Source organism: Amycolatopsis heterodermiae, from assembly GCF_034929455.1.
Lineage (GTDB): Bacteria > Actinomycetota > Actinomycetes > Mycobacteriales > Pseudonocardiaceae > Amycolatopsis > Amycolatopsis heterodermiae.
In genome coordinates this window covers 38,812-58,070 of record NZ_JAYFSI010000007.1, presented here as the reverse complement: position 1 = coordinate 58,070, position 19,259 = coordinate 38,812, and the positions used below count along the sequence as shown (strand labels likewise).

Here is a 19,259-nt window from a genome sequence, read left to right as displayed (position 1 = left end):
CTCAGCTCGTGATGTCCTTCGTGGCGAACCGCCGGCCCGCGTACAGGAAGAACACCGCGCCGTAGATCGTCGCCGACAGCAGGCCGCTGGCCAGGTTCGTCCAGTCGACGTCGGTGGAGATCAGGTCCATCCACGAGAACCCGTAGTGCGTCGGCAGGTAGTTGCGCAGGCCCTCCAGCGCCGTGATCTGGTCCAGGATCTGCGACAGGATCGCCACCAGCACCGCGCCGCCGACCGCGCCGAGCGGGGCGTCGGTCGTCACGCTCAGGGCGAGCGCGAGCCCGGCCACCCAGGCCAGCTGCAGGATGATGTACACAGTGGACAGTGCGATGGCCAGCAGGCTGTCGCCGAAGGACACCGCGTCGCCGGTCGGGCTGATCGCGTCGCCCGCGCCGTACCAGATCACGCCGACGCCGAGCGAGACCAGCGGCAGCAGGATCAGCGCCGCCGCCGAGAGAATCCCTGACACGATCGCCTTCTGCCGCAGCACCCGGTGCCGCGGCACCGGGATCGCCAGCAGGTACTTCAGGCTCGACCAGGACGCCTCGCTCGCGATCGTGTCGCCGAAGAACAGCGCGACGATCATCGGCAGCAGGAACGTGCCCGACACGAACAGCGCCAGCACCACGAAGTTCGGCGCGCTGGCCGTGGCCAGGTCGACGAACCCGCCGCTGCGCCGGTTCGGGTTGGACTGCCCCGCCTCGAACGCGATCACCAGGATGAACGGCAGGATCGCGACGAACCCGAGCAGCAGCTGGGTCCGCCGCCGCTTGAGCTGGCGCCGCAGTTCGACGCCGAGCCCGAGCGTCCGCCGCGCGGAGTAGCCCGCGACGGCGCCGTCCGGCCCGACCCCGGCGTGCTCGCTCGAGGCGAGATCGCTCAGCTCGTCCAGCGCGTGCGGGTCCGTGTGGACCCCTGAATCACTCACGACTGGTCTCCCACCAGTTGCAGGAACGCGTCTTCCAGCCGGCGCCGCGGCCCGGCCTGCTCCACGGCGACCCCGGCGCGGACCAGCGCCGCGACGGCTTCGGCGCGCGGCAGCCCGTCGAGGTCGGCGTGCACCAGGTCGCCTTCGACGTCGACCGTGCCGACCCCGGCGATCGCCTTCAGCGCCGCGGCGGCCGCCGCCGTGTCGTCGACCCGGAACGTCGCCTCGCCGCCGGCCGCGGCCAGCTCGCCGACCTCGCCCGCGGCGACCAGCGCGCCGCGGTGCATGACCACGACGTGCGTGCAGGTCTGCTCGACCTCGGCCAGCAGGTGGCTCGACACGACCACGGTGCGCCCGGTCGCGGCGTAGCGCTGCAGCACCTCGCGCATCTGGTGGATCTGGGGCGGGTCGAGCCCGTTGGTCGGCTCGTCGAGCACCATGAGCTCCGGCAGGCCGAGCATCGCCTGGGCGATCGCCAGCCGCTGCCGCATGCCCTGGCTGTAGGTCCGCACCCGGCGGTCGACCGCGCTGCCGAGCCCGGCGATCTCCAGCGCCTCGCCGAAGTGCGCCTTCTCCGCGGGACGCCCGGTGCTCGCCCAGTACAGCTGCAGGTTCTCGCGGCCGGACAGGTGCGGCAGGAAACCGGACCCCTCGACGAACGAGCCGATGCGCGAGAGCACCGGCGCGCCCGGCGCGATCTTGTGCCCGAACACGCGGATGCTGCCCGCGGTCGGCGTGATCAGGCCCATCAGCATCCGCAGCGTGGTGGTCTTGCCCGCGCCGTTCGGCCCGAGCAGGCCCAGCACCTGACCCGGCTCGACGCGGAACGACAGGTCGTTCACGGCGACGAACCCGCCCGGGTACTTCTTGCGCAGCCCCTCGATGACCAGCGGGGTGCCGGCCAGGTCCGGGTCGATGTCGGCGGCCCGGCGGCGGCGCAGCGCCGCGAAGAGCACGGCGGCGAGCGCGATCGCGAGGGTGACGGCGATGCCGACGATCTGCCCGACCGGCGCCGGCGTGCCGACCGACGTCCCGGGCACGACCGGCAACGCCAGCGCGGTGCCACCGCCGGCGAGCGCGATCCGGAACACCGCGGGGGCGGCGGGCGAGGCGAACGCCTGGTCGGTGGTGCCGACGACGAGCCGCAGCGAGTGCCCGCCCTCGATCGGCCGGACGATGCCCGGCAGCGTCACGGTGACCTCGACCGGGTTGCCGTTGGCGGGCAGCCCGCTCACCCGGAACGGGGCGATCGCGTTGGCCGGCAGCACGCGCGAGCCGTCCTGGCCGACGTCGTAGAGCTTCGCGAACAGCACCGCTTCCGGCTGCGGGTGGGCCGGGTCGGCGGCGACCTGCAGCCGCACGGTCGAGGCGCCACTGACGACGACCTGGCCGTCCACCGGCGCGGTGGTGAACTGCGCGGCCTGGCCGGGCGGGTCGTTGCTGAACAGCGCGCCGAGCCGCGACGTGCTGCTCGCGATGCCGTTGAGCCCGGGGATCCCGCTCACCGCCGAGGGGTTCGCCCCGGCCGGGCGCACCACGGGCTGGACCGGGCCGGTCATCGGCAGCAGCCGCCGCTCGGCGGCCGGGCCGGTGAGGCCGGGGTAGGAGGTGGCGTTGACCGTGCGCACCGACGGCGTTCCGTTGGCGCGCAACGTGCCCTGGACGTCGTAGCTGAAGCCGGTGCCGGGGTCGCCGCCGTTGACGGCGTCCCAGAGGAAGTCGCCGATCTTCGCGCGCAGCTGCGGCCCGGGCTTCCCGCCGTCGTGGCCGCCGGTGTACCAGATCGTCTTGACCTTGCCGCCCGCCGCGGTGATCTGCCGGGCGGTCGCGTCGGACTGGTCGAGGCCGAACAGCGTGTCGCTCTCGCCCTGCACCAGCAGCGTCGGCACGGTGATCTTGCTCGTCACGGACACCGGCGACACGCGGCGCAGGAGGTCGAGGCTCGCCTGGCTCGACGCCCCGGTGGTGCCCAGTTCGGTGTAGGCCTGGCAGACGGCGGCGGTGAACCGGCCGCACGGGTCGGCCGAGCCGGCGCGCGGTCCGCCGGCGCCCGAGGGCACGGACGGGACGGCGGCCGCGGCGGCGGTTCCGGCGGCGCCGGTGGATCCGGTGTCGGTCTCCTGCCCGGCCTCCGGAGCCTCGGCCGAGGGCGATCCGCTCGCCGCGGGCCCGGAACCGGCCGAGAAGAAGATGCCGGCCCAGCTCTTCTTGAACACGCCGTCGGTCGCGAACGCCCCGGCTGCCGGGGTGCCCGCCGAGGGCGCCTTGGGTGCGGCCGCGTTCGGGACCAGGGCCTGCGCGAGGTCGTTGTAGGTGATCACCGGGGCGACGGCGTCGACGCGCTTGTCCGTGCCGGCCAGCAGCAGCGACAGCGCGCCGCCGTAGGACGCGCCGGTCACGGCGACCTTCGGGTCACCGCCCGGGTCGGTGCTCACCTGGTGCAGCGCGACCAGCCGGTCGATCAGGCGGCTCGCGTCGGCGACTTCACCGTCCGGATCGTTCAGCCCGATCTTGCCGGTGCTCTTGCCGAACCCGCGCGCGGACCACGTCATCACGACGAAGCCCTTCCTCGCGAGTTCGCGGGCGTCGTCGGCGACGCTGGTCTTGTCCCCGCCGAAGCCGTGCGCGAGCAGCACCGCGGGCGCGGGCACGGTGGCGGGCAGGAAGGTGGTCGTGTCGATCTTGACCTGCTCGGCCGAGCCGGGCGCGGCGGGCATGTCGATCAGCGCGTCCTGGGTGGGCACCGCGGGCGGGGCCGTGTCGCGCGTCGCCCAGAGGACGGTCGCGGCGGCGAGCACCACCACGACGGCGCCGAGCGCGGTGAGGCGGCCGCGGCGGGTGCGCGGGAGCGGGAGTCGGGGCACGAGGTGACCGTATGTGAAGTTTCCTGAGAGTGCTCTCCGCAGCTCACGTCGATCACACGCTTCGGACCGCCTGGTGGACCGAAGTGACCGGAATTACAGGCCCAACCCGGTGACGTGGGCGATTCCGGCTGGCGCTCGGACGGGGAGAACCGGCAAACTGGACGCGCTGTGAGGGGAGTATTCCTTCGCGGCGGTGTCGTCAGCACGGTGGCCTTGCGCCCCCGGCACCGTCGGCCGGTGTTCGCACCGGCGGAAGAGACCTCCGGTTAGTTGCTCATGCGCGCTATCCGGAGGTTGAAGTTCCATGACTGTCCCCCTGTGGCTGTGGATCGCCACGATCGGTGGCCTGCTCGCGCTCATCGCGCTCGACCTGGTCATCGTCGATCACAAGCCGCACGCGGTCACCACGGGGGAAGCCGCTCGCTGGGTGATCTTCTACGTTTCGTGCGCGGTGCTCTTCGGCGCCGGCGTGTGGTTCTTCGCCGGGCACGACCCGGGTGTCGAGTTCTTCACCGGGTACATCACGGAGTACTCGCTGAGCGTCGACAACCTGTTCATCTTCATGATCATCATGGCGTCGTTCAAGGTGCCCGCCATCCACCAGCACCGCGTGCTCCTGGTCGGCATCCTCCTCGCGCTCGCCATGCGCAGCGTGTTCATCGCGGTCGGCGCGGCCTTGATCGAGCAGTTCGTCTGGGTGTTCTTCCTGTTCGGCGCGGTGCTGGTCTGGACGGCCATCAGCATGTTGCGCGGCAAGGGTGAGGACGAGGAGTACCACGAGAACGCCGTCACCCGGCAGGTCCGCAAGATCGCCCCGGTGACCGACGACTACCACGACCACAAGTACACCGTGAAGATCAACGGCAAGCGGATGATCACGCCGATGCTGCTGGTGATCGTGGCCATCGGCTCCGCGGACCTGCTCTTCGCCGTCGACTCGATCCCGGCGATCTTCGGCATCACGCAGGAGGCGTTCCTGGTCTTCACCGCCAACGCGTTCGCGCTGATGGGGCTGCGGCAGCTGTACTTCCTGCTCGGCGGCCTGGTGACGAAGCTGGTCTACCTCACCTACGGCCTCGCGGTGATCCTCGCCTTCATCGGCGCGAAGCTGTTCCTGCACGCGCTGCACGAGTACCACGTGGTGCCGGACTGGCTGGACATCAACAACTGGATCTCCCTCGCCGTCATCGTCGTGGTCCTCACCATCACCACGGTGGCCAGCCTGGCGAAGGCGCGGCGGGACGAGCGCAAGCAGGTGGCCGCGTGACGCCCTACGAAAGTCGTTCGCACAGCTAAGGGATTCGGGTACCGTCAGGGAGGTGCTCCCTGCCGACATCGAAGCCCTCGTCGTCCCCGGCCGTCCCGCCCTGCGCGGAGACCTGCTGCTGACGGCCGTGCAGCACCCCGACCTGAAGACCAACGCCGCCCACAGCGCGCTGAGGCGGGTGTCGCTCGACGGCACCGAATCCGCGTGGACGCACGGCCCGCGCGACTCGGCGCCGTCGATCTCCCCGGACGGGCGCTGGGTGGCGTTCCTCCGCACGGGGGACGGCCAGGACGCGGACGGCCGCCCGCAGCTGCACCTGATGCCGGCCGACGGCGGTGACGCGCAACGCCTGACGTCGCTGCACCTCGGGGCCGGCGAGCCGGTGTGGGCGCCGGACTCCCGGCGCATCGCGTTCGTCGCGCGGGTGCCCGAAGCCGGCCGGTACGGCACGGCGGACGCCGACGACGAGACCCCCGAGCCGGCGGCCGAGGCCCCGCGCCGGATCACGCGCATGGACTACCGGATCGACGACGTCGGCTTCCTCCGCGACCGCATGCAGCGCCTCTTCGCCGTGGACGCCGTCACGGCCTTCGAAGAGGGCGAGCCCCTCGAACCGGAACCCCTGACGTCGGGCGAATTCGACCCGGCCCACCCGGTGTGGACGCCGGACGGCACCCGGATCGTCTTCACCGCGCCGCCGGAGTGGGGCGCCGCCGAAAGCGACGCGCGCGACATCTGCTCGATCGCCGCCGAGGGCGGCGACCCCGAGGTCGTCGTGCACTGCCCGGGCTACTCGGAGCGCCCGGCCTTCGCCGCCGACGGCACGCTGTTCTACTACGGACAGTCCTTTGAGGACCACCGCGAGGCCGCGGCCACCGGGCTTTACGCCGCCACGCCGGAGTTCGGCGTCGGCCCGGTGAAGGCCCGCCGCCTCACCGACATCGAAACCGTCGACTGCGACGGGTCGGCAGGCCCGCCGGTGCCGCGCGAGGCCGACGTGCTCGTCGCCGTCCGCAACCGCGGCGCGGTGGAGCTGCGCGCGGTCGCCTTCGCCGCCGCCGACGCGCCGCTGGCGGACCTGACCGTGGTCTACGCGGACCGTTCCGCGCTCCGGTCGTTCACCGTGGACGGCCCGGTGATCGCCGCGGTCGTCGCCACCCTGGAGACCTCGGGTGAGGTCGTGCTGCTCGCCCCGGCCGCCCCGCGCGTGCTGACCGACTACTCGAAGCCGTTGCGGGACAAGGGACTCCGCCCGGTCCTCGAGCTGGAGACCACCGCCCCGGACGGCTACCCGGTGCACGGCTGGCTGGTGCTGCCCGAAGGCGAGGGCCCGCACCCGGTGCTGCGCGTGGTGCACGGCGGCCCGTTCACCCAGCAGGACTGGGCGGTGTTCGACGAGGCGCAGGTGTACGCGTCCGCGGGGTACGCCGTGGTGCTCGGCAACCCGCGCGGCTCGGCGGGTTACGGCCAGCAGCACGGGCACGCGATCACGCACGCCTTCGGCACGGTCGACGTCGACGACGTCCTGGCCCTGCTCGACAAGGCGCTGGAGCGCCCGGACATGGACGCCTCACGCGTCGGGATCATGGGCGGCTCGTACGGCGGGTTCATGACGAGCTGGCTGGCCGCGCACCACGGCGAGCGCTTCCGCGCCGCGTGGAGCGAGCGCGCGGTCAACGCGTGGGACTCGATGGTCGGCAGCTCCGACATCGGCTACACGTTCGTCGACTCCTACATCGGCGCCGACCCCGAGGTGCAGCGCGACCGCAGCCCGCTGAGCTACGCGGACAGGATCCGCATCCCGTTCGCCGTGGTGCACTCGGAGCAGGACTGGCGCTGCCCGCTGGAGCAGGCGCAGCGGATGTTCGTCGCCCTGCGGCGCGCCGGCGCCGACGCGGAGTTCGTGCTGTTCCCCGGGGAAGGCCACGAACTGTCCCGCTCCGGCCGGCCGCGCCACCGCGTCCAGCGGTTCGACGCGATCCTGGAGTGGTGGGGCCGTCACCTGTAACCGCACCGGTATTGTCCCGGGCCCGGCGGCCTGCGAATCTCGGTACCCATGACGGTGCCCGAGGTGGACTTCGAACTGGAGACCTGGCGGATGGTGCTGTTCCGCAAAGGACCTCGCGCCGACGAGATCTCCGGCGAGATGGCGCTCGAACTGCGGGCGCGTCACCTAGCGGCGGCCCGCGCCCAGCAGGAGGCCGGGACGCTGCGGCTCGCGGGTGCGATCCCGGCGCCGTCGGCCGCGCTGCCGGTGACCGGGGTGGCCTTCTTCCGGACGTCGGAGGAGGAGACGCGCGCGATCCTCGACGCCGACCCGGCCGAGCAGGCCGGGCTGATCGCCTCGGAGATCGTCGGGTTCGTCTGCCCGCGGGGCACGCTTGGCTGAGCGCGGCCTGGTCTGCTTCGACGTCGACGGCACGCTCGTGCCCGGCACGTCCTCGTCGGTCTGGGTGGCCACGCGGCTCGGCGGCGGGGACGCGCTGGTCGCCGCCGAGGTCGCGTACGCCGAAGGCCGGATCACGAACGAGGAAACGGCGACGATCGACGCCCGTGGCTGGGCCGGCCGCACCGAGGCGGAGATCCGGGCGCACCTCGAGACGCTGCCGCTGGTCGACGGGATCGCCGAGACGGTGGCGTGGTGCCGCGAGCAGGACCTGCGCCCGATCCTCACGACCCTCGCGTGGACGCCGGTCGGCCGGCTGCTCGCCGGGCGGTTCGGGTTCGCCGCGTACTGCGGGACGGTGGCCGAGGTCGAGGACGGCCGGTACACCGGCCGCGTCGCCCGGCACCTCGACGAGCACGGCAAACGGGACTTCGCGCTGGGTGTCGCGGCCGGGCTGGGCGTCTCCCCGGAGCGCTGCGCCGCGATCGGGGACAGCCGCTCGGACCTGGAGCTGTTCGCCGCCGTCGGGCTGAGCGTCGCCTTCAACGGGGACGCCGGCGCCCGGGCGGCCGCGACCCACGTCGTTGACGGCGGTGATCTGCGGGCGGTCGTCCCGCTGCTCGAGGCTCAGTTCAGCAGCGTGTAGTTCAGCTCTTCGCAGACGCGGCCGAGCGGGACGTCCAGGCCGGGGTGGTCGAGCGGCAGCAGGACGTCCGGGGCGATCGGCAGGGCGGCGCCCGCGGGCGGGTCCCACAGGCAGATCGCCGGGTCGCCGGAGTCCATGGACGAGCGGTACCAGAGGCCGTCGAGGTCGCTGAAGGCCGCGCGGATCGCGCGGGCCCAGGCCTGCGTCAGCTTCTTCGGGCCGCTGGAGATCTCCTGGGACGCGCCGACCCGCGTCGGCCACAGGCCGGTCAGGTCGAGCAGGCGCAGCGTGCGGGTCGGGCGGACCACGACCAGCCGGGGACCGCGGGTGCGGCGGTCGACCGTCGAGCTGGTCTGGAACACCTCGGCGATCGAGGTGCGCACGGTGAGGCCGAAGTAGAGGACCCCGTTCGCGGGATCGGTGACCGGCGCACCGCCGCGGCCGGGCGACTGCTGGTCGAACCGGCCGTGCGGGAGCGGGCCGGTGTAGCGGAACGAGTTCCACTGCTGGGGGTGGTTGCCGTGCGCGGTGAAGATCCGCACCAGCCTGGTCGCGGGCTGGACCGTCACCACGTCGCTGGCGCGGTTCAGCTGCCGGACCAGGACGGATCGGGCGGGCGGCAGCGGTAGCCGGGCCATGGGTCGGGGGTGGTCCGTCCTTGTCGGTGATCTTGCTCGGGGAGGTCCAGCCTAGAACGGCGAGCCGAGCGTGGCGATGAGGCGCGCGACGTGCTCCGGGTCACCGCCCGAGAGGAGCCACTGGCGCGGGGTCGCCGGGTGGTCGTTGATCACCAGATCGGGTTGGGGCGTGCTCATAAACGCGGCGACGACGAGCGCGGGCTGGTCTTCGGGGAGGGCTTTGAGAACGACCTCCAGGCCGGGCAGCACGCCCGAGCCGGCGAACTGCCACGCCGGGAGCCGCCAGCCGCCGTCCTTCCAGCCGGTCAGCCGGCCTTCCTTGAGGCGGTGCCGGATCCGGCTGTCGTCGACCCCGAGCGCCTTCGCGGCTTCGTTGACGCTGAGAGCGCCTTCGGCGAGCACGGCGTGGGCGGCGACGGTGCGCGCCCGGAAGTCCGGTTCCTCTTCCCGCCGAGGCGAAAGATCCAGGCCGACCTCGGTGAGCGCGGCGCGCTGATCGGCCGAGAAGTAGTGCGAGGGATCGGGATTCGGCGGGGACAGTCTGCGCGCCGCGTCTTCGACGAGCGTGAGGAACTCGTTCGCGTCGACCTTCAGGCCCGCCTTGGCGAGGATGTTCTCCAGCGCTACAGACATGCCGCTCAGGTTAACCCGAAACAGCGCGGCTGTGCGGGTTCGTGCGGGTTCGTGCCCTATCTGTGGGCGAATTCACCAGAGATCGACACTTTACGCACATCACTCAACACGTTGAGTAGGCAACTTCCGGAAAGTGTGCCCGCATCGGACGACGTTGTCCAGGCTTGACACCCCACGGTCCGGCCCTTACGTTCCGTGTGAGTAAACGATTTCCACTCCGTGCTCACAGGATCCGGCGGTTTGCCGTCGGCCATGGGGGACACAGGGGGTGGGGCGTGCCTGGGGGGCCTGGCACGAGCCGGCCCTCCAGGCACGTCTGTCCCTCGGCTTGAGTGCGACTCGATCCTCGGCCCAGCGGCGCTCCAGCCTGGTTGGCGCTCCCGGGAGCGGGATCCGACTTTTAGGCGCGCGAGCTGGCGCCGTGGGCTACGTGTGCCGACTCTCTGAGCACGCGAGTCGACCTTCGTGCCCGGACCCGACTCCGCGGATACGCGAGCCGGCACTGCGGGTTTTTGCGCCGACCCGCCAGGCATGCGAACCGACCGACGAGCAGACCCCGCGGGCATGTGAGCCGAACCCTCTGGTGCGCGAAGTGGCCCTTGTAGGTACGCGAATCTGCCTTGCCGATACGTGAACCGAGCTTCACGTGCGCGAGGTGAGCCACCCGGTGCGCGCGAGCCGATCTGCCGGGTATGCGAGCCGAGGCGTCCGGTGCGTGAATCGGCGGTGTGGGCACGCGAGGCGTCCCCTTGGGTGCGCCGAGCGGCTTCGGGTGCGCTGATGGAGTCGGCGGGTGTGCGGAACTGACCGTCCGTCAAGCGCAAGGTCAGCGGCGGGAACTCTTTCGTTCGATCAAGCGCGCTTCTAGCGTCGTCGTGGTTGCGTCTCGGGTGCTGTCCGCAATGCGGGCCAGCAACAGTTGCGCTGCCACTCGGCCTACCTCGTAGGCCGGCTGGGCGACCACCGTCAGGGGCGGGTCGATCAGTGTTGTCCAGGGGGCGTCGTCGAAGGAGACGATGCCGATGTCGCGGCCCGAGCGCAGGCTGCGCGCCGAGAGGGCCTCCAGGACTCCGATCGCCATCGTGCTGTTCGCGACCAGCAGCGCGTCCGGCGGGGAGGGCTCGTCCAGCAGTTCCAGCGCCGCCAGGCGGGCGCCTTCCGCGCGGTACTCCGCGCGCCGGGACACGACGTTCTCCTCGCCGACGACGTCGGCGTAGCCCGCGAGGCGGTCGTCGGCGGTGCGGACGCCCGCGGGGCCCGTCAGGCAGCCGACGCGGCGGTAGCCGCCCGCCAGCAGGTGCCGCGTCGCTTCGGCTGCCGCGTGCCGCGTGTCGACCAGCACCTGGTCGCCCGCCTCGGCCGGCAGCGGCCGGTCGACCGCCACCAGCGGCGTGCCCTGGCGGCGCAGGCCCTCGACGTTCGTCGACCGGCCGGTGGGGGACAGCACCACCCCGGCGACCCGTTCCTGCAGCGCGACCTCGATGTAGCGCCGCTCCTTGTCCTCGTTCTCGTCGGAGTTGCAGAGCACCACCGAGTACCCGGACCGCTGCGCGAGGTCCTCGACGCCGCGCGCGATCGCCGTGAAGAACGGGTTCTCGACGTCGGAGATGATCAGCGCGAGCACCGCCGTCTCCTGCCGGCGCAGGTTCCGGGCCAGCCCGTTCGGGTGATAGCCGAGCTCGGTGGCGGCCTCCTGGACCCGCGCGGCCAACGTCGGGTCCACAGTGGACTTGCCGTTGAGTGCGCGCGACACGGTCGCCGTGGAGACGCCGGCCCTCGCCGCGACGTCGCTGATGGTGGCCACACGCCCTCCCGACCGAAGCCCTGGTCACACTTCGAGGGGGAGGATAGCGCTCCCGGTAGTCGTCGACCGTCCGCTCACCTTTCCGGGCCAGGGCCGGTGGCCCGCCGTTACGCCGAACGGACCTCGTCCACAGTGGACCTCCCGGGGAAGTAGGCGCGCGGGGTCAGGCCGGTCAGGGCGCGGACGTCCCGGCTGAGGTGGGCCTGGTCGGCGTAACCCGCGGCGGCGGCCAGCGCGGCCAGCCCCGGTGCGCGCGGGGCCAGCGAGACCGCGCGCTGGAAGCGGCTGACCCGCAGGTAGGTGGCCGGTCCGTAGCCGATCGCCTGGACAAAGCGCCGCCGCAGCCGGCGTTCGGCGACCCCGACCTGACCGGCGGCTTCCGCGACCCGGGTGGCCCCGGCGTCCAGCCGGGCGACCAGCGCCGCCACCGCCGGGTCGGGCGGCGGGGCGTCCGGCAGCCGTGAGGCGACCGCGCGCGCCGGGGAGAGGTCGCCCGAGAGCAGCCGCTCGGTCAGCAGCTCGCCCTCGCGCCCCCACAGCTCGGGCAGGGTGACGCGGCGGTCGCGCAGCTCGTCGGCGGCCACGCCGAGCACCGCCGCCGCACGGCCCGGGGCGAACCGCACGCCGCGCAGCACCTCGCCGGGCCTGGTCACGGACGACCAGGCCGTGGTGTCCGGGCCCGCGACGAACACGCCGGTGTCCCCGACGACCAGGTCCAGGCAGCCGTCCGGCACGATCCGCTTCGGCGCCGAGGCGGCCGACCGCCACACGCAGCGGGCGACGCCCCGCAGCGGCGGGGGTGGTGCCACCTCTTCGTACATACTCCGATCATGCACCCGGGGTCCGACAAATTCGCGCCGACCATCGACTCACTGGCCTGGATCCACGTCCGCGACCGGCGGCTCCTTTCGGTCCGCACCACCGGCAAGGCGAAGTTCTACCTGCCCGGTGGCAAGCGCGAGCCGGGCGAAGGCGACGTCGCGGGGTTGTGCCGGGAGATCCGCGAAGAGCTCGGGGTGACGCTCGACCCGCTCAGCTTCCGGTTCTTCGCCGCGCTGGAGGAACGGGCCGACGGTTTCGCCGACGGCCGCCTGGTCCGCATGACCTGCTACACGGCCGACCACGAGGGGGAGCCGGCGCCGTCGGGGGAGATCGCGGAGGCGGCCTTTCTGAGCTCGGCCGAGGCGTCGATGTGCCCGCCGGCTGGGCAGCGGGTGCTGCGGATGCTGGCTGAGGCGGGATTGGTGGACTGAGGTCGGTTGCGCCCGCTCGCTGACGCGGCGATCGGGGTTCTGCTGTGGACGCCGGTCGGGTGGACATGTTTCGGCTCGAGGTCGGATGTTCGCCGATGCGGTGGTCAGGGCCATGCGGCGACGGTGCTGGCCGATTTCGGTGGGCTGACCTCGGCTGCACTTCGGATGCTGGTCGGCGCCGGGGTCACGGCTCTGCGGCGACGGCCCGATGCTGGATTGGTGGATGACCACTGCTCGAGATCGGTTGCGCTGCGTGGTTCGCCGCCGCGGTGACTGTGCGGATACCGCGGTGCTGTGCGGACCGGTGCTGGGTTGGTGGGCTGACTGCGGGTCGAGGTTGGTTGTGCTGCGGATGTTCGCTGACGCGATGAGCGGGCTCTGCGGCGACGGTGCCGGCCGTTGCTGGGTTGGTGGGCTGACCTCGACTCGAGGTCGGTTGCGCGGCGGACGTTCGCCTACGTGGGGCGGGTGGATTACCTCGGGGTGAGGTCGGTCGTGCTGCGGATGTTGGCCGCCGCCGCGGTGGTCAGGGCGGTCCCGCGCTGGCGGGTTGACTACGGCTTCGGGTCGGTTGCACCGCTCGCGGAGCCGGTGCGGTGGTCAGAGTGGTGCCGCGCTGGTGGGATGACCACAGCTTCGGGTCGGTTGCGCCGCGGGGGCGTTGTACTGCCGGGCGGTTGGTCATGGCTCCAGGTCCACCACCCCGCGGCCCGTGGTGATGTCGAACGGCACCGATGCCTGGTCGTGGATGATCAGCCAGTTGTTGTCCGACCGTTGGAAGCAGAACGTGGCCCGGACCCACATTCCGCTGGTCGCCGTTCCGTCGCCGAGGGTGCCGCTCAGACGGCCGAAGCAGTGGCCGAACGCCAGGTCCTCGCCTGCTGTGATGGTCAGGTCGCGGACCTCGTAGCTCACCTCCGCGAACAGCGTGAACGCTCTCGCCCAGTTCTTCAGCTTCGCGTCGACTCCCACGTGCTGCAGTGGGGGCTCGACGTCGAACGAGACGACGTCCGCCGCGTAGATGCGCCTCAGCGCGTCCAGGTCCTTTGCCCTGATCCCCTCGACGAGCTTGTCGATCTGCTGCCGGATCGCCGTGGTCATGACTGTCTCCTTCGGTCTGGGAACCCCTTCATGAGAACGACGACGCAGCACCTGCGAATGTGAGATCCGCGGGCGCACCCGATTGGGTGAAAGTTGGACTTCTTATGGATCGGGGGCTAACGCGGAGTAGGTCACGGCGAGATGTAGTCGACGCACTCGACGGAAGTGCGCTCGGCGAGAGAAGACCTTTCCATGGGTGTTCCCATCGTTACCCCGCCCGCGACGCCTACCGAGCGTGACCGCCAGAGCCGGTGCCGGCCCGCGGGCAACGTCATCGTCGTGCTCGGCGTGATCGCCGCGGCCGTCGCGGTGACCTCGTACGTCGTGCCGCGGTCCACGCGTGGACCGGTCCGGGACGAGCCCGTGGCCGCGCCCGTCGCCCCGGCCGCGGTCAGTACCGTCAGCCACTCCGTCGTCTACGAATTGCTCGGCGCGAACGGCGCTCGTAACGTCACCTACTCGGGCGCGAAGGCGGCGCTGGCCCAGCTGGCCGAGGTCGCCACGCCGTGGTCGGCGGCGTTCACCCGCACCGGCCCGGCTGACCGCACCGAGTTCTACTCGATCGCCGCGCAGAACCCCGGGCCCGGCGAGCTGCGCTGCCGGATCAGTGTCGACGGCGTCGTTCTCGCCGACAAGACCGTGTCCGAGCCGGGCCGCCAGTTCAGCTGCGCCGTTTAACAGCCGTTTGAGAGCCGCGTAAGGCAGGATTCGGGGCGTGATCACCTTCGGGCCCGCCCTGGTGGCCGTCCTGGTCCTGCTGACCGTGGCCGGGGCCGCCATCGTCCGCTGGGGCGAACTCGGCCAAGGCCGCGCCGTCGTGATCGCCGCCGTCCGCGCGGTCGCACAGCTGGCCCTCGTCTCCCTGGTGATCACCGCGATCCTGCGCTCCAACCCGCTGACCGGCCTCTTCGTGCTCTTCATGTTCGGCATCGCCGCGATCACGTCCGCACGCCGCGCCGGCAGCTGGGCAAACCTGCCGTGGACGGCCCTCGCGATCGCGGCCGGCGTCGCCCCCGTGCTGGCCCTGGTGCTGGGCGCCGGCGTGGTCCCACTACGCCCGATCGCGGTCGTGCCGATCGCCGGCATCGTCATCGGCGGCGCCATGACCGCGACCTCGCAAGCCGCCCGCCGCGCCCTGGACGAACTCAAAGCCCGCCACGGCGAATACGAAGCCGCCCTCGCCCTCGGCTTCATGCCCCGCCCGGCCGCGCTGGAGATCTGCCGCCCGTCAGCCGGACACGCCCTCATCCCCGCGCTCGACCAGACCCGCACAGTGGGGCTGGTGACGTTGCCGGGCGCCTACGTCGGTGTCCTGCTCGGCGGAGCAGGCCCGATCCAGGCGGGCACGACCCAGGTGCTCGTCCTGATCGGGCTGCTCGCCGCGGAAGCCGTGTCGATCCTGGTGACCGTGCAGTTCGTCGCGGCCGGGAAGCTCAGCCGAGCGGGTTAGCCAGGTGGGCGGTGTCGTTGAAGCGCCGCACGATCCAGCGGTCGCCGAGCAGCACCAGGTGTGAGATCGAGCCGTTGTCGGCACCGAGGTAGGCGAACCGCTCGACCGACCGGCCGGCCTGGGCGAACACCTCGCCGATCACTCCGCCGTGGGTGAAGACCGCGACGCGCTGGTCGGGGTGGGCGGCGGCGATGCGGGTGAGCGCGTCGCGCAGCCGGGCGCCGAACGCCTCGTCGGACTCCGCGCCCGGGATGACGTCCCAGCGCTGCTCGGCCCACAGCCGGTCGACGATCGGGTGGCCGTCGGTCGTGTACTTGCGGAAGAGGCCGTTCTCCCAGTCGCCCAGGTGGATCTCCCGCAGGTCGCGCTCGACGACGGGGGTGATCCCGAGCTTCTCGGCCAGCGGCGCCGCGGTCTGGACCGTGCGGCGCAGGGTCGTCACGTAGATCGCGTCGATGCGCTCGCCGGCCAGCCGGACGCCGATGCGCTGGGCGTGGTCGCGGCCCTCCGGCGCGAGGTCCGGGTCGGCCTGGCCGTCGACCAGGTCGAACGGTTCGCTGGCCCGGGCCGGCGCGGATTCGCCGTGCCGGACCAGGAAGATCTCGGTCGCGCCCGGGGGCGGGCTGAACCGGTGCTGCCGGTATTCGATCTCCTGCTCGGGCGTGCTCGTCATGGCCCCGACACTAGCCGAGCTGTTTGTCCACGAAGCACCATCGCCAGGTCTCGCCCGGCTCGAAGCTGCGCATCACCGGGTGCCTGCTCTCGTGGAAGTGCCGGGTGGCGTGCCGGCGCGGCGACGAGTCGCAGCACGCGACGTTGCCGCACTTGAGGCACATCCGCAGGTGCACCCAGGTCGTCCCTTCCTCGATGCAGGCCGCGCAGGTGTCCGGCGAGCTGGGGTCCCGCTCGACCCACTCGTGGGCCAGGTGCTTGCACGAACCCGCGGTCGCGGCCGGGGTGCGCAGCTCGCGGCCCTCGACGTCGGGTTCCTCCTCGGCCCGGTCGAGCATGGACTCCTCGATGTCGAGGCGCTCCAGGACCTTCCGCAGGACGTCGTCGTCGGCGCTGCCGGCGGCACGGGCCTTGAGGAACTGGTCGCGTTCGACCTCGAGGAGCTGGATCCGCAGCCGCCGGTAGGCGTCACTGGGCGTCTCGGCCAGCACGCTCTGGCGGCCGAGCTGCTCCCACGCCGAGTCGGACCGGTTCTGCAGCCGGTCGCGGATGCGCTGGATGATCTCGGGCGGGTCGTCGGGCTGCCGGATCTCCTCGAGCTTCAGCAGCGCCGCGGTGGTCATGTCGTGCAGCACGGACGCCTCCTGCAGCGCGTCCTCCGCCGGGTCCGGCCGGGGCAGGCGCAGCCGCCGGATCAGCGGCGGCAGCGTCATGCCCTGCACGGCGAGGGTGCCGGCCACGACGACGAACGCGGCGAGCACCAGCACGGCCCGCTGCGGGGTGTCGGTCGGCAGCACGAACGCGGCGGCGAGCGTCACGACCCCGCGCATCCCGGCCCAGGAGATCACCGCCGAGTAGCGCCACGGCCAGATCTTCGCCTTCTGCCGCTTCGGGATGAGCCGCCGTTCCAGCCGCTTCACGGTGCCGATGCCGAGCATCCACAGCATCCGCGTCAGGATCGTCGCGGCGAGCACGGCGACGCAGATCCAGGTGAGCATGGCCAGCGACAGCTGGGACTGGCCGACCTCGGTGAGGATCCGCCGCAGCTGCAGGCCGATCAGCAGGAAGACCATGTTCTCCAGCAGGAACGCGATGGTCTGCCAGTTCAGCCTGCTGGCCAGCCGCGCCGAGCCGGAGAGGATCTTCGGGGCCTTGTGCCCCAGGATCAGCCCGGCGACGACCACCGCGAGCACCCCGGACCCGTGGATCGCCTCGGCCGGGATGTAGGCGATGAACGGCACCGCGAACGACAGCGCGGTGTCCAGCACCGGCTCGTTCAGCCGGGCGCGGATGAACGCGGCCACGAACCCGACGACCAGCCCGACCACGATCCCGCCGATGGCCGCGCGCAGGAAGTCGGCGCCGACCTGCCAGAGGCTGACCGAGCCGGCCAGCGCGGCGATGGCCGTGCGGAGGGCGACGAGCGCGGCCGCGTCGTTGAACAGGCTCTCGCCCTCCAGCAGCCGGATCAGCTTGCGGGGCATGCCGACGCGGCGCGCGACGACGCTGGCGGCGACCGCGTCCGGCGGGGCGACGATCGCGCCGAGCGCGATCCCGCCGGCCAGCGGCAGGTCGGGGATCACCGCCCAGGCGACCAGCCCGACGCCGAAGGCGGTGAACACGACCAGCCCGACCGACATCAGGCCGATCGCGCCGCGGTTCTTCCGGAAGTCGACCAGGGACGTCTGGATGGCCGCCGAGTACAGCAGCGGCGGGAGCAGGCCGAGCAGCACGACCTCGGGGTCCAGGTGGTACTCGGGGACACCCGGCACGTAGGACGCGCCGACGCCCACGACGATCAGGCACAGGGGCGCCGACCAGTCCAGCCGCCGCGCGAGCGTGCTGACGACGAGGACGGTCACGACCAGGGCCACTATCTCTGCCGCGATGTGCACGGGGTAATCATCACCCGAACCGCCGTGGCGGTGTGCCGCGCGGGTCGGTTCTGGTTCACTCGTCCTCGGCTCGAGGAGCGGACGCCGCCATCTCCTGTGGGCCCTGCCTGATCCGTTTCGTCCGATCATGGAGGGTTTTGATGGCGGTCTCACGGACTCGACGTGTGCTGCGGCTCGGCCTGGTGGCCGCGCTGACGGCTTCGGCGCTGGCGGGAGGCGTTTCGACGGCCTCGGCCGCGCCCGTCCCGTTCAGCAGTGTCGTCCCCGCACCGGCGAGCGCGGTCCCGGCGGGCGGGGTGACGTTCACCCTCGGCTCCGGCGTCGCGATCTCCGCCGACGTCGCCGCGATCGGCGACCAGCTCGCGACGACCTTGCGCCGGTCCACCGGCTACGCGATCCCGGTGCACACCCCGCCCTCGGGCACCGACGGCGTCCGGCTGCTGCTCTCGGGCGCGCCGGATTCGGTGGGTGACCAGGGGTACCAGCTCGACGTCACGGCGTCCGGCGTGGTCGTGCGTGCCCGGCAGGCCGCGGGCCTGTTCGCCGGGGTCCAGACGCTGCTGCAGCTGCTCCCGCCGGCCGCGCAGGGCACCACGGTGACGGCGGGGCCGTGGGTGCTGGCCGGCGGCCGGATCACCGACCAGCCGCGGTTCGGCTACCGCGGCGCGATGCTCGACGTCGCCCGGCACTTCTTCACCGTCGCCCAGGTGGAGCGGTACGTCGACCAGCTGGCCCGCTACAAGGTCAACACGCTGCACCTGCACCTGGCCGACGACCAGGGCTGGCGGATCGTGATCAACGGCTGGGAGCGCCTCGCCACCTACGGCGGCAGCACGCAGGTCGGCGGCGGCCCGGGCGGCTACTACACGCAGGCCGACTACGCGGCGATCGTCGCGTACGCGCAGGCGAGGTACATCACCGTGGTGCCGGAGATCGACCTGCCGGGCCACACGAACGCCGCGCTGGCCTCCTACGCCGAGCTGAACTGCGACGGCAAGGCGCGCCCGCTCTACACCGGCACCGACGTCGGGTTCAGCTCGCTGTGCACGTCGAAGGAGATCACGTACACGTTCCTCGACGCCGTCCTCGGCCAGCTGGCCGCGCTGACGCCGGGCCAGTACCTGCACATCGGCGGCGACGAGGCGCAGTCGACCAAACCGGCCGACTACAAGGCGTTCATGAACCGCGTCCAGCAGATCGCCACCGCGCACGGGAAGAGCGCGCTGGTCTGGCACGAGGTCGTCAACGCGACTCCCGCGGCCGGTACCGTCGCCCAGTTCTGGGACACCACGACGAGCAACAGCGCGGTCGCGGCGGCCGCCAAGAACGGCACGAAGCTCGTGCTGTCGCCGGCCAACCACGCCTACCTCGACATGAAGTACACGTCGAGCTCGCCGATCGGGCAGGACTGGGCCGGGCTCGTCGAGGTCAAGAAGGCCTACGACTGGAACCCGGGCGCCTACCTGTCCGGCGTCGCCGAGTCGGCGGTGAACGGCGTCGAAGCTCCACTGTGGACGGAGACGGTGACGACCAGCGCGGACATCGAGTACCTGGCCTTCCCGCGGCTGGCGGCGATCGCCGAGCTCGGCTGGTCGCCGCAGAGCACCCACGACTGGACGGCGTTCTCGAAGCGGCTCGCCACCCAGGGGCCGCTCTGGAAGCTGCTGGGGATCAAGTACTACAAGTCGCCGCAGGTGACCTGGCCGGCGGGCGCCTAGGCTG

17 protein-coding genes are annotated in these 19,259 nt (G+C 72.0%); 8 read left to right on the top strand and 9 right to left on the bottom strand.

Annotated elements, in window-relative coordinates:
* Position 1 precedes the first annotated feature (1 nt).
* Both VA596_RS28090 and VA596_RS28085 read right to left on the bottom strand, forming a co-directional pair.
* On the bottom strand, positions 2 to 928 hold the full coding sequence (locus VA596_RS28090; RefSeq protein ID WP_323331181.1) for an ABC transporter permease: 927 nt from the start codon (positions 926 to 928) through the stop codon (positions 2 to 4).
* On the bottom strand, positions 925 to 3,792 hold the full coding sequence (locus VA596_RS28085) for an alpha/beta fold hydrolase (protein WP_323331180.1): 2,868 nt from the start codon (positions 3,790 to 3,792) through the stop codon (positions 925 to 927). The genes VA596_RS28090 and VA596_RS28085 overlap by 4 nt, the downstream gene beginning before the upstream one ends.
* A 304-nt stretch (positions 3,793 to 4,096) precedes the next feature.
* Between VA596_RS28085 and VA596_RS28080 the strand changes: the two genes are divergently transcribed.
* The 4 genes from VA596_RS28080 to VA596_RS28065 are packed head-to-tail and all read left to right on the top strand — an operon-like array spanning position 4,097 to position 8,091.
* Positions 4,097 to 5,059, top strand: a complete 963-nt coding sequence (locus VA596_RS28080; protein WP_323331179.1) for a TerC family protein — start codon at positions 4,097 to 4,099, stop codon at positions 5,057 to 5,059.
* A 52-nt stretch (positions 5,060 to 5,111) separates the two neighbouring features.
* Positions 5,112 to 7,067 carry a S9 family peptidase gene (locus VA596_RS28075; protein ID WP_323331178.1) on the top strand — a complete coding sequence of 652 codons (1,956 nt, stop codon included), beginning with the start codon at positions 5,112 to 5,114 and terminating at the stop codon, positions 7,065 to 7,067.
* Positions 7,068 to 7,115: 48 nt separating this feature from the next.
* Entirely contained in the window at positions 7,116 to 7,448 is a 333-nt protein-coding gene (locus tag VA596_RS28070) for a YciI family protein (protein WP_323331177.1), read from the top strand.
* Complete coding sequence (locus VA596_RS28065) at positions 7,441 to 8,091, top strand: HAD family hydrolase (protein WP_323331176.1); 651 nt, start codon at positions 7,441 to 7,443, stop codon at positions 8,089 to 8,091. The genes VA596_RS28070 and VA596_RS28065 overlap by 8 nt, the downstream gene beginning before the upstream one ends.
* Here the strand turns inward: VA596_RS28065 and VA596_RS28060 are convergent.
* From VA596_RS28060 to VA596_RS28045, 4 genes are all read right to left on the bottom strand, one after another.
* Entirely contained in the window at positions 8,073 to 8,729 is a 657-nt protein-coding gene (locus VA596_RS28060; protein ID WP_323331175.1) for an RES family NAD+ phosphorylase, read from the bottom strand. The two genes, VA596_RS28065 and VA596_RS28060, sit on opposite strands and share 19 nt — an antisense overlap.
* A 51-nt stretch (positions 8,730 to 8,780) precedes the next feature.
* Entirely contained in the window at positions 8,781 to 9,362 is a 582-nt protein-coding gene (locus tag VA596_RS28055; protein WP_323331174.1) for a MerR family transcriptional regulator, read from the bottom strand.
* Positions 9,363 to 10,188: 826 nt separating this feature from the next.
* Entirely contained in the window at positions 10,189 to 11,166 is a 978-nt protein-coding gene (locus VA596_RS28050; RefSeq protein WP_323331173.1) for a LacI family DNA-binding transcriptional regulator, read from the bottom strand.
* A 107-nt stretch (positions 11,167 to 11,273) separates the two neighbouring features.
* Positions 11,274 to 11,987, bottom strand: coding sequence for a helix-turn-helix domain-containing protein (locus tag VA596_RS28045; protein WP_323331172.1), 714 nt, complete (start codon positions 11,985 to 11,987; stop codon positions 11,274 to 11,276).
* A 9-nt stretch (positions 11,988 to 11,996) separates the two neighbouring features.
* Here VA596_RS28045 and VA596_RS28040 point away from each other — a divergent pair, with 9 nt between their 5' ends.
* Positions 11,997 to 12,419 carry an NUDIX hydrolase gene (locus VA596_RS28040; protein ID WP_323331171.1) on the top strand — a complete coding sequence of 141 codons (423 nt, stop codon included), beginning with the start codon at positions 11,997 to 11,999 and terminating at the stop codon, positions 12,417 to 12,419.
* Positions 12,420 to 13,100: 681 nt separating this feature from the next.
* Here the strand turns inward: VA596_RS28040 and VA596_RS28035 are convergent.
* The gene (locus VA596_RS28035; protein ID WP_323331170.1) at positions 13,101 to 13,520 is read right to left on the bottom strand and encodes a YybH family protein; all 420 of its coding nucleotides are present in this window, start codon (positions 13,518 to 13,520) and stop codon (positions 13,101 to 13,103) included.
* Between the two features lie 192 nt (positions 13,521 to 13,712).
* Here VA596_RS28035 and VA596_RS28030 point away from each other — a divergent pair, with 192 nt between their 5' ends.
* Together VA596_RS28030 and VA596_RS28025 are read left to right on the top strand one after the other, a co-directional pair.
* Positions 13,713 to 14,198, top strand: a complete 486-nt coding sequence (locus VA596_RS28030) for an MmpS family transport accessory protein (RefSeq protein WP_323331169.1) — start codon at positions 13,713 to 13,715, stop codon at positions 14,196 to 14,198.
* A gap of 28 nt (positions 14,199 to 14,226) precedes the next feature.
* Complete coding sequence (locus VA596_RS28025; RefSeq protein WP_323331624.1) at positions 14,227 to 14,970, top strand: ABC transporter permease; 744 nt, start codon at positions 14,227 to 14,229, stop codon at positions 14,968 to 14,970.
* Here VA596_RS28025 and VA596_RS28020 read toward each other — a convergent pair.
* The gene (locus VA596_RS28020; protein ID WP_323331168.1) at positions 14,954 to 15,643 is read right to left on the bottom strand and encodes a histidine phosphatase family protein; all 690 of its coding nucleotides are present in this window, start codon (positions 15,641 to 15,643) and stop codon (positions 14,954 to 14,956) included. The genes VA596_RS28025 and VA596_RS28020 overlap by 17 nt on opposite strands.
* 10 nt (positions 15,644 to 15,653) lie before the next feature.
* A complete protein-coding gene (locus VA596_RS28015) occupies positions 15,654 to 17,537 on the bottom strand; it encodes a Na+/H+ antiporter (protein ID WP_323331167.1) in 1,884 nt (627 codons plus the stop codon).
* A gap of 140 nt (positions 17,538 to 17,677) precedes the next feature.
* Between VA596_RS28015 and VA596_RS28010 the strand changes: the two genes are divergently transcribed.
* Positions 17,678 to 19,255 carry a beta-N-acetylhexosaminidase gene (locus VA596_RS28010; protein WP_323331166.1) on the top strand — a complete coding sequence of 526 codons (1,578 nt, stop codon included), beginning with the start codon at positions 17,678 to 17,680 and terminating at the stop codon, positions 19,253 to 19,255.
* The last annotated feature ends 4 nt before the right edge of the window (positions 19,256 to 19,259 follow it).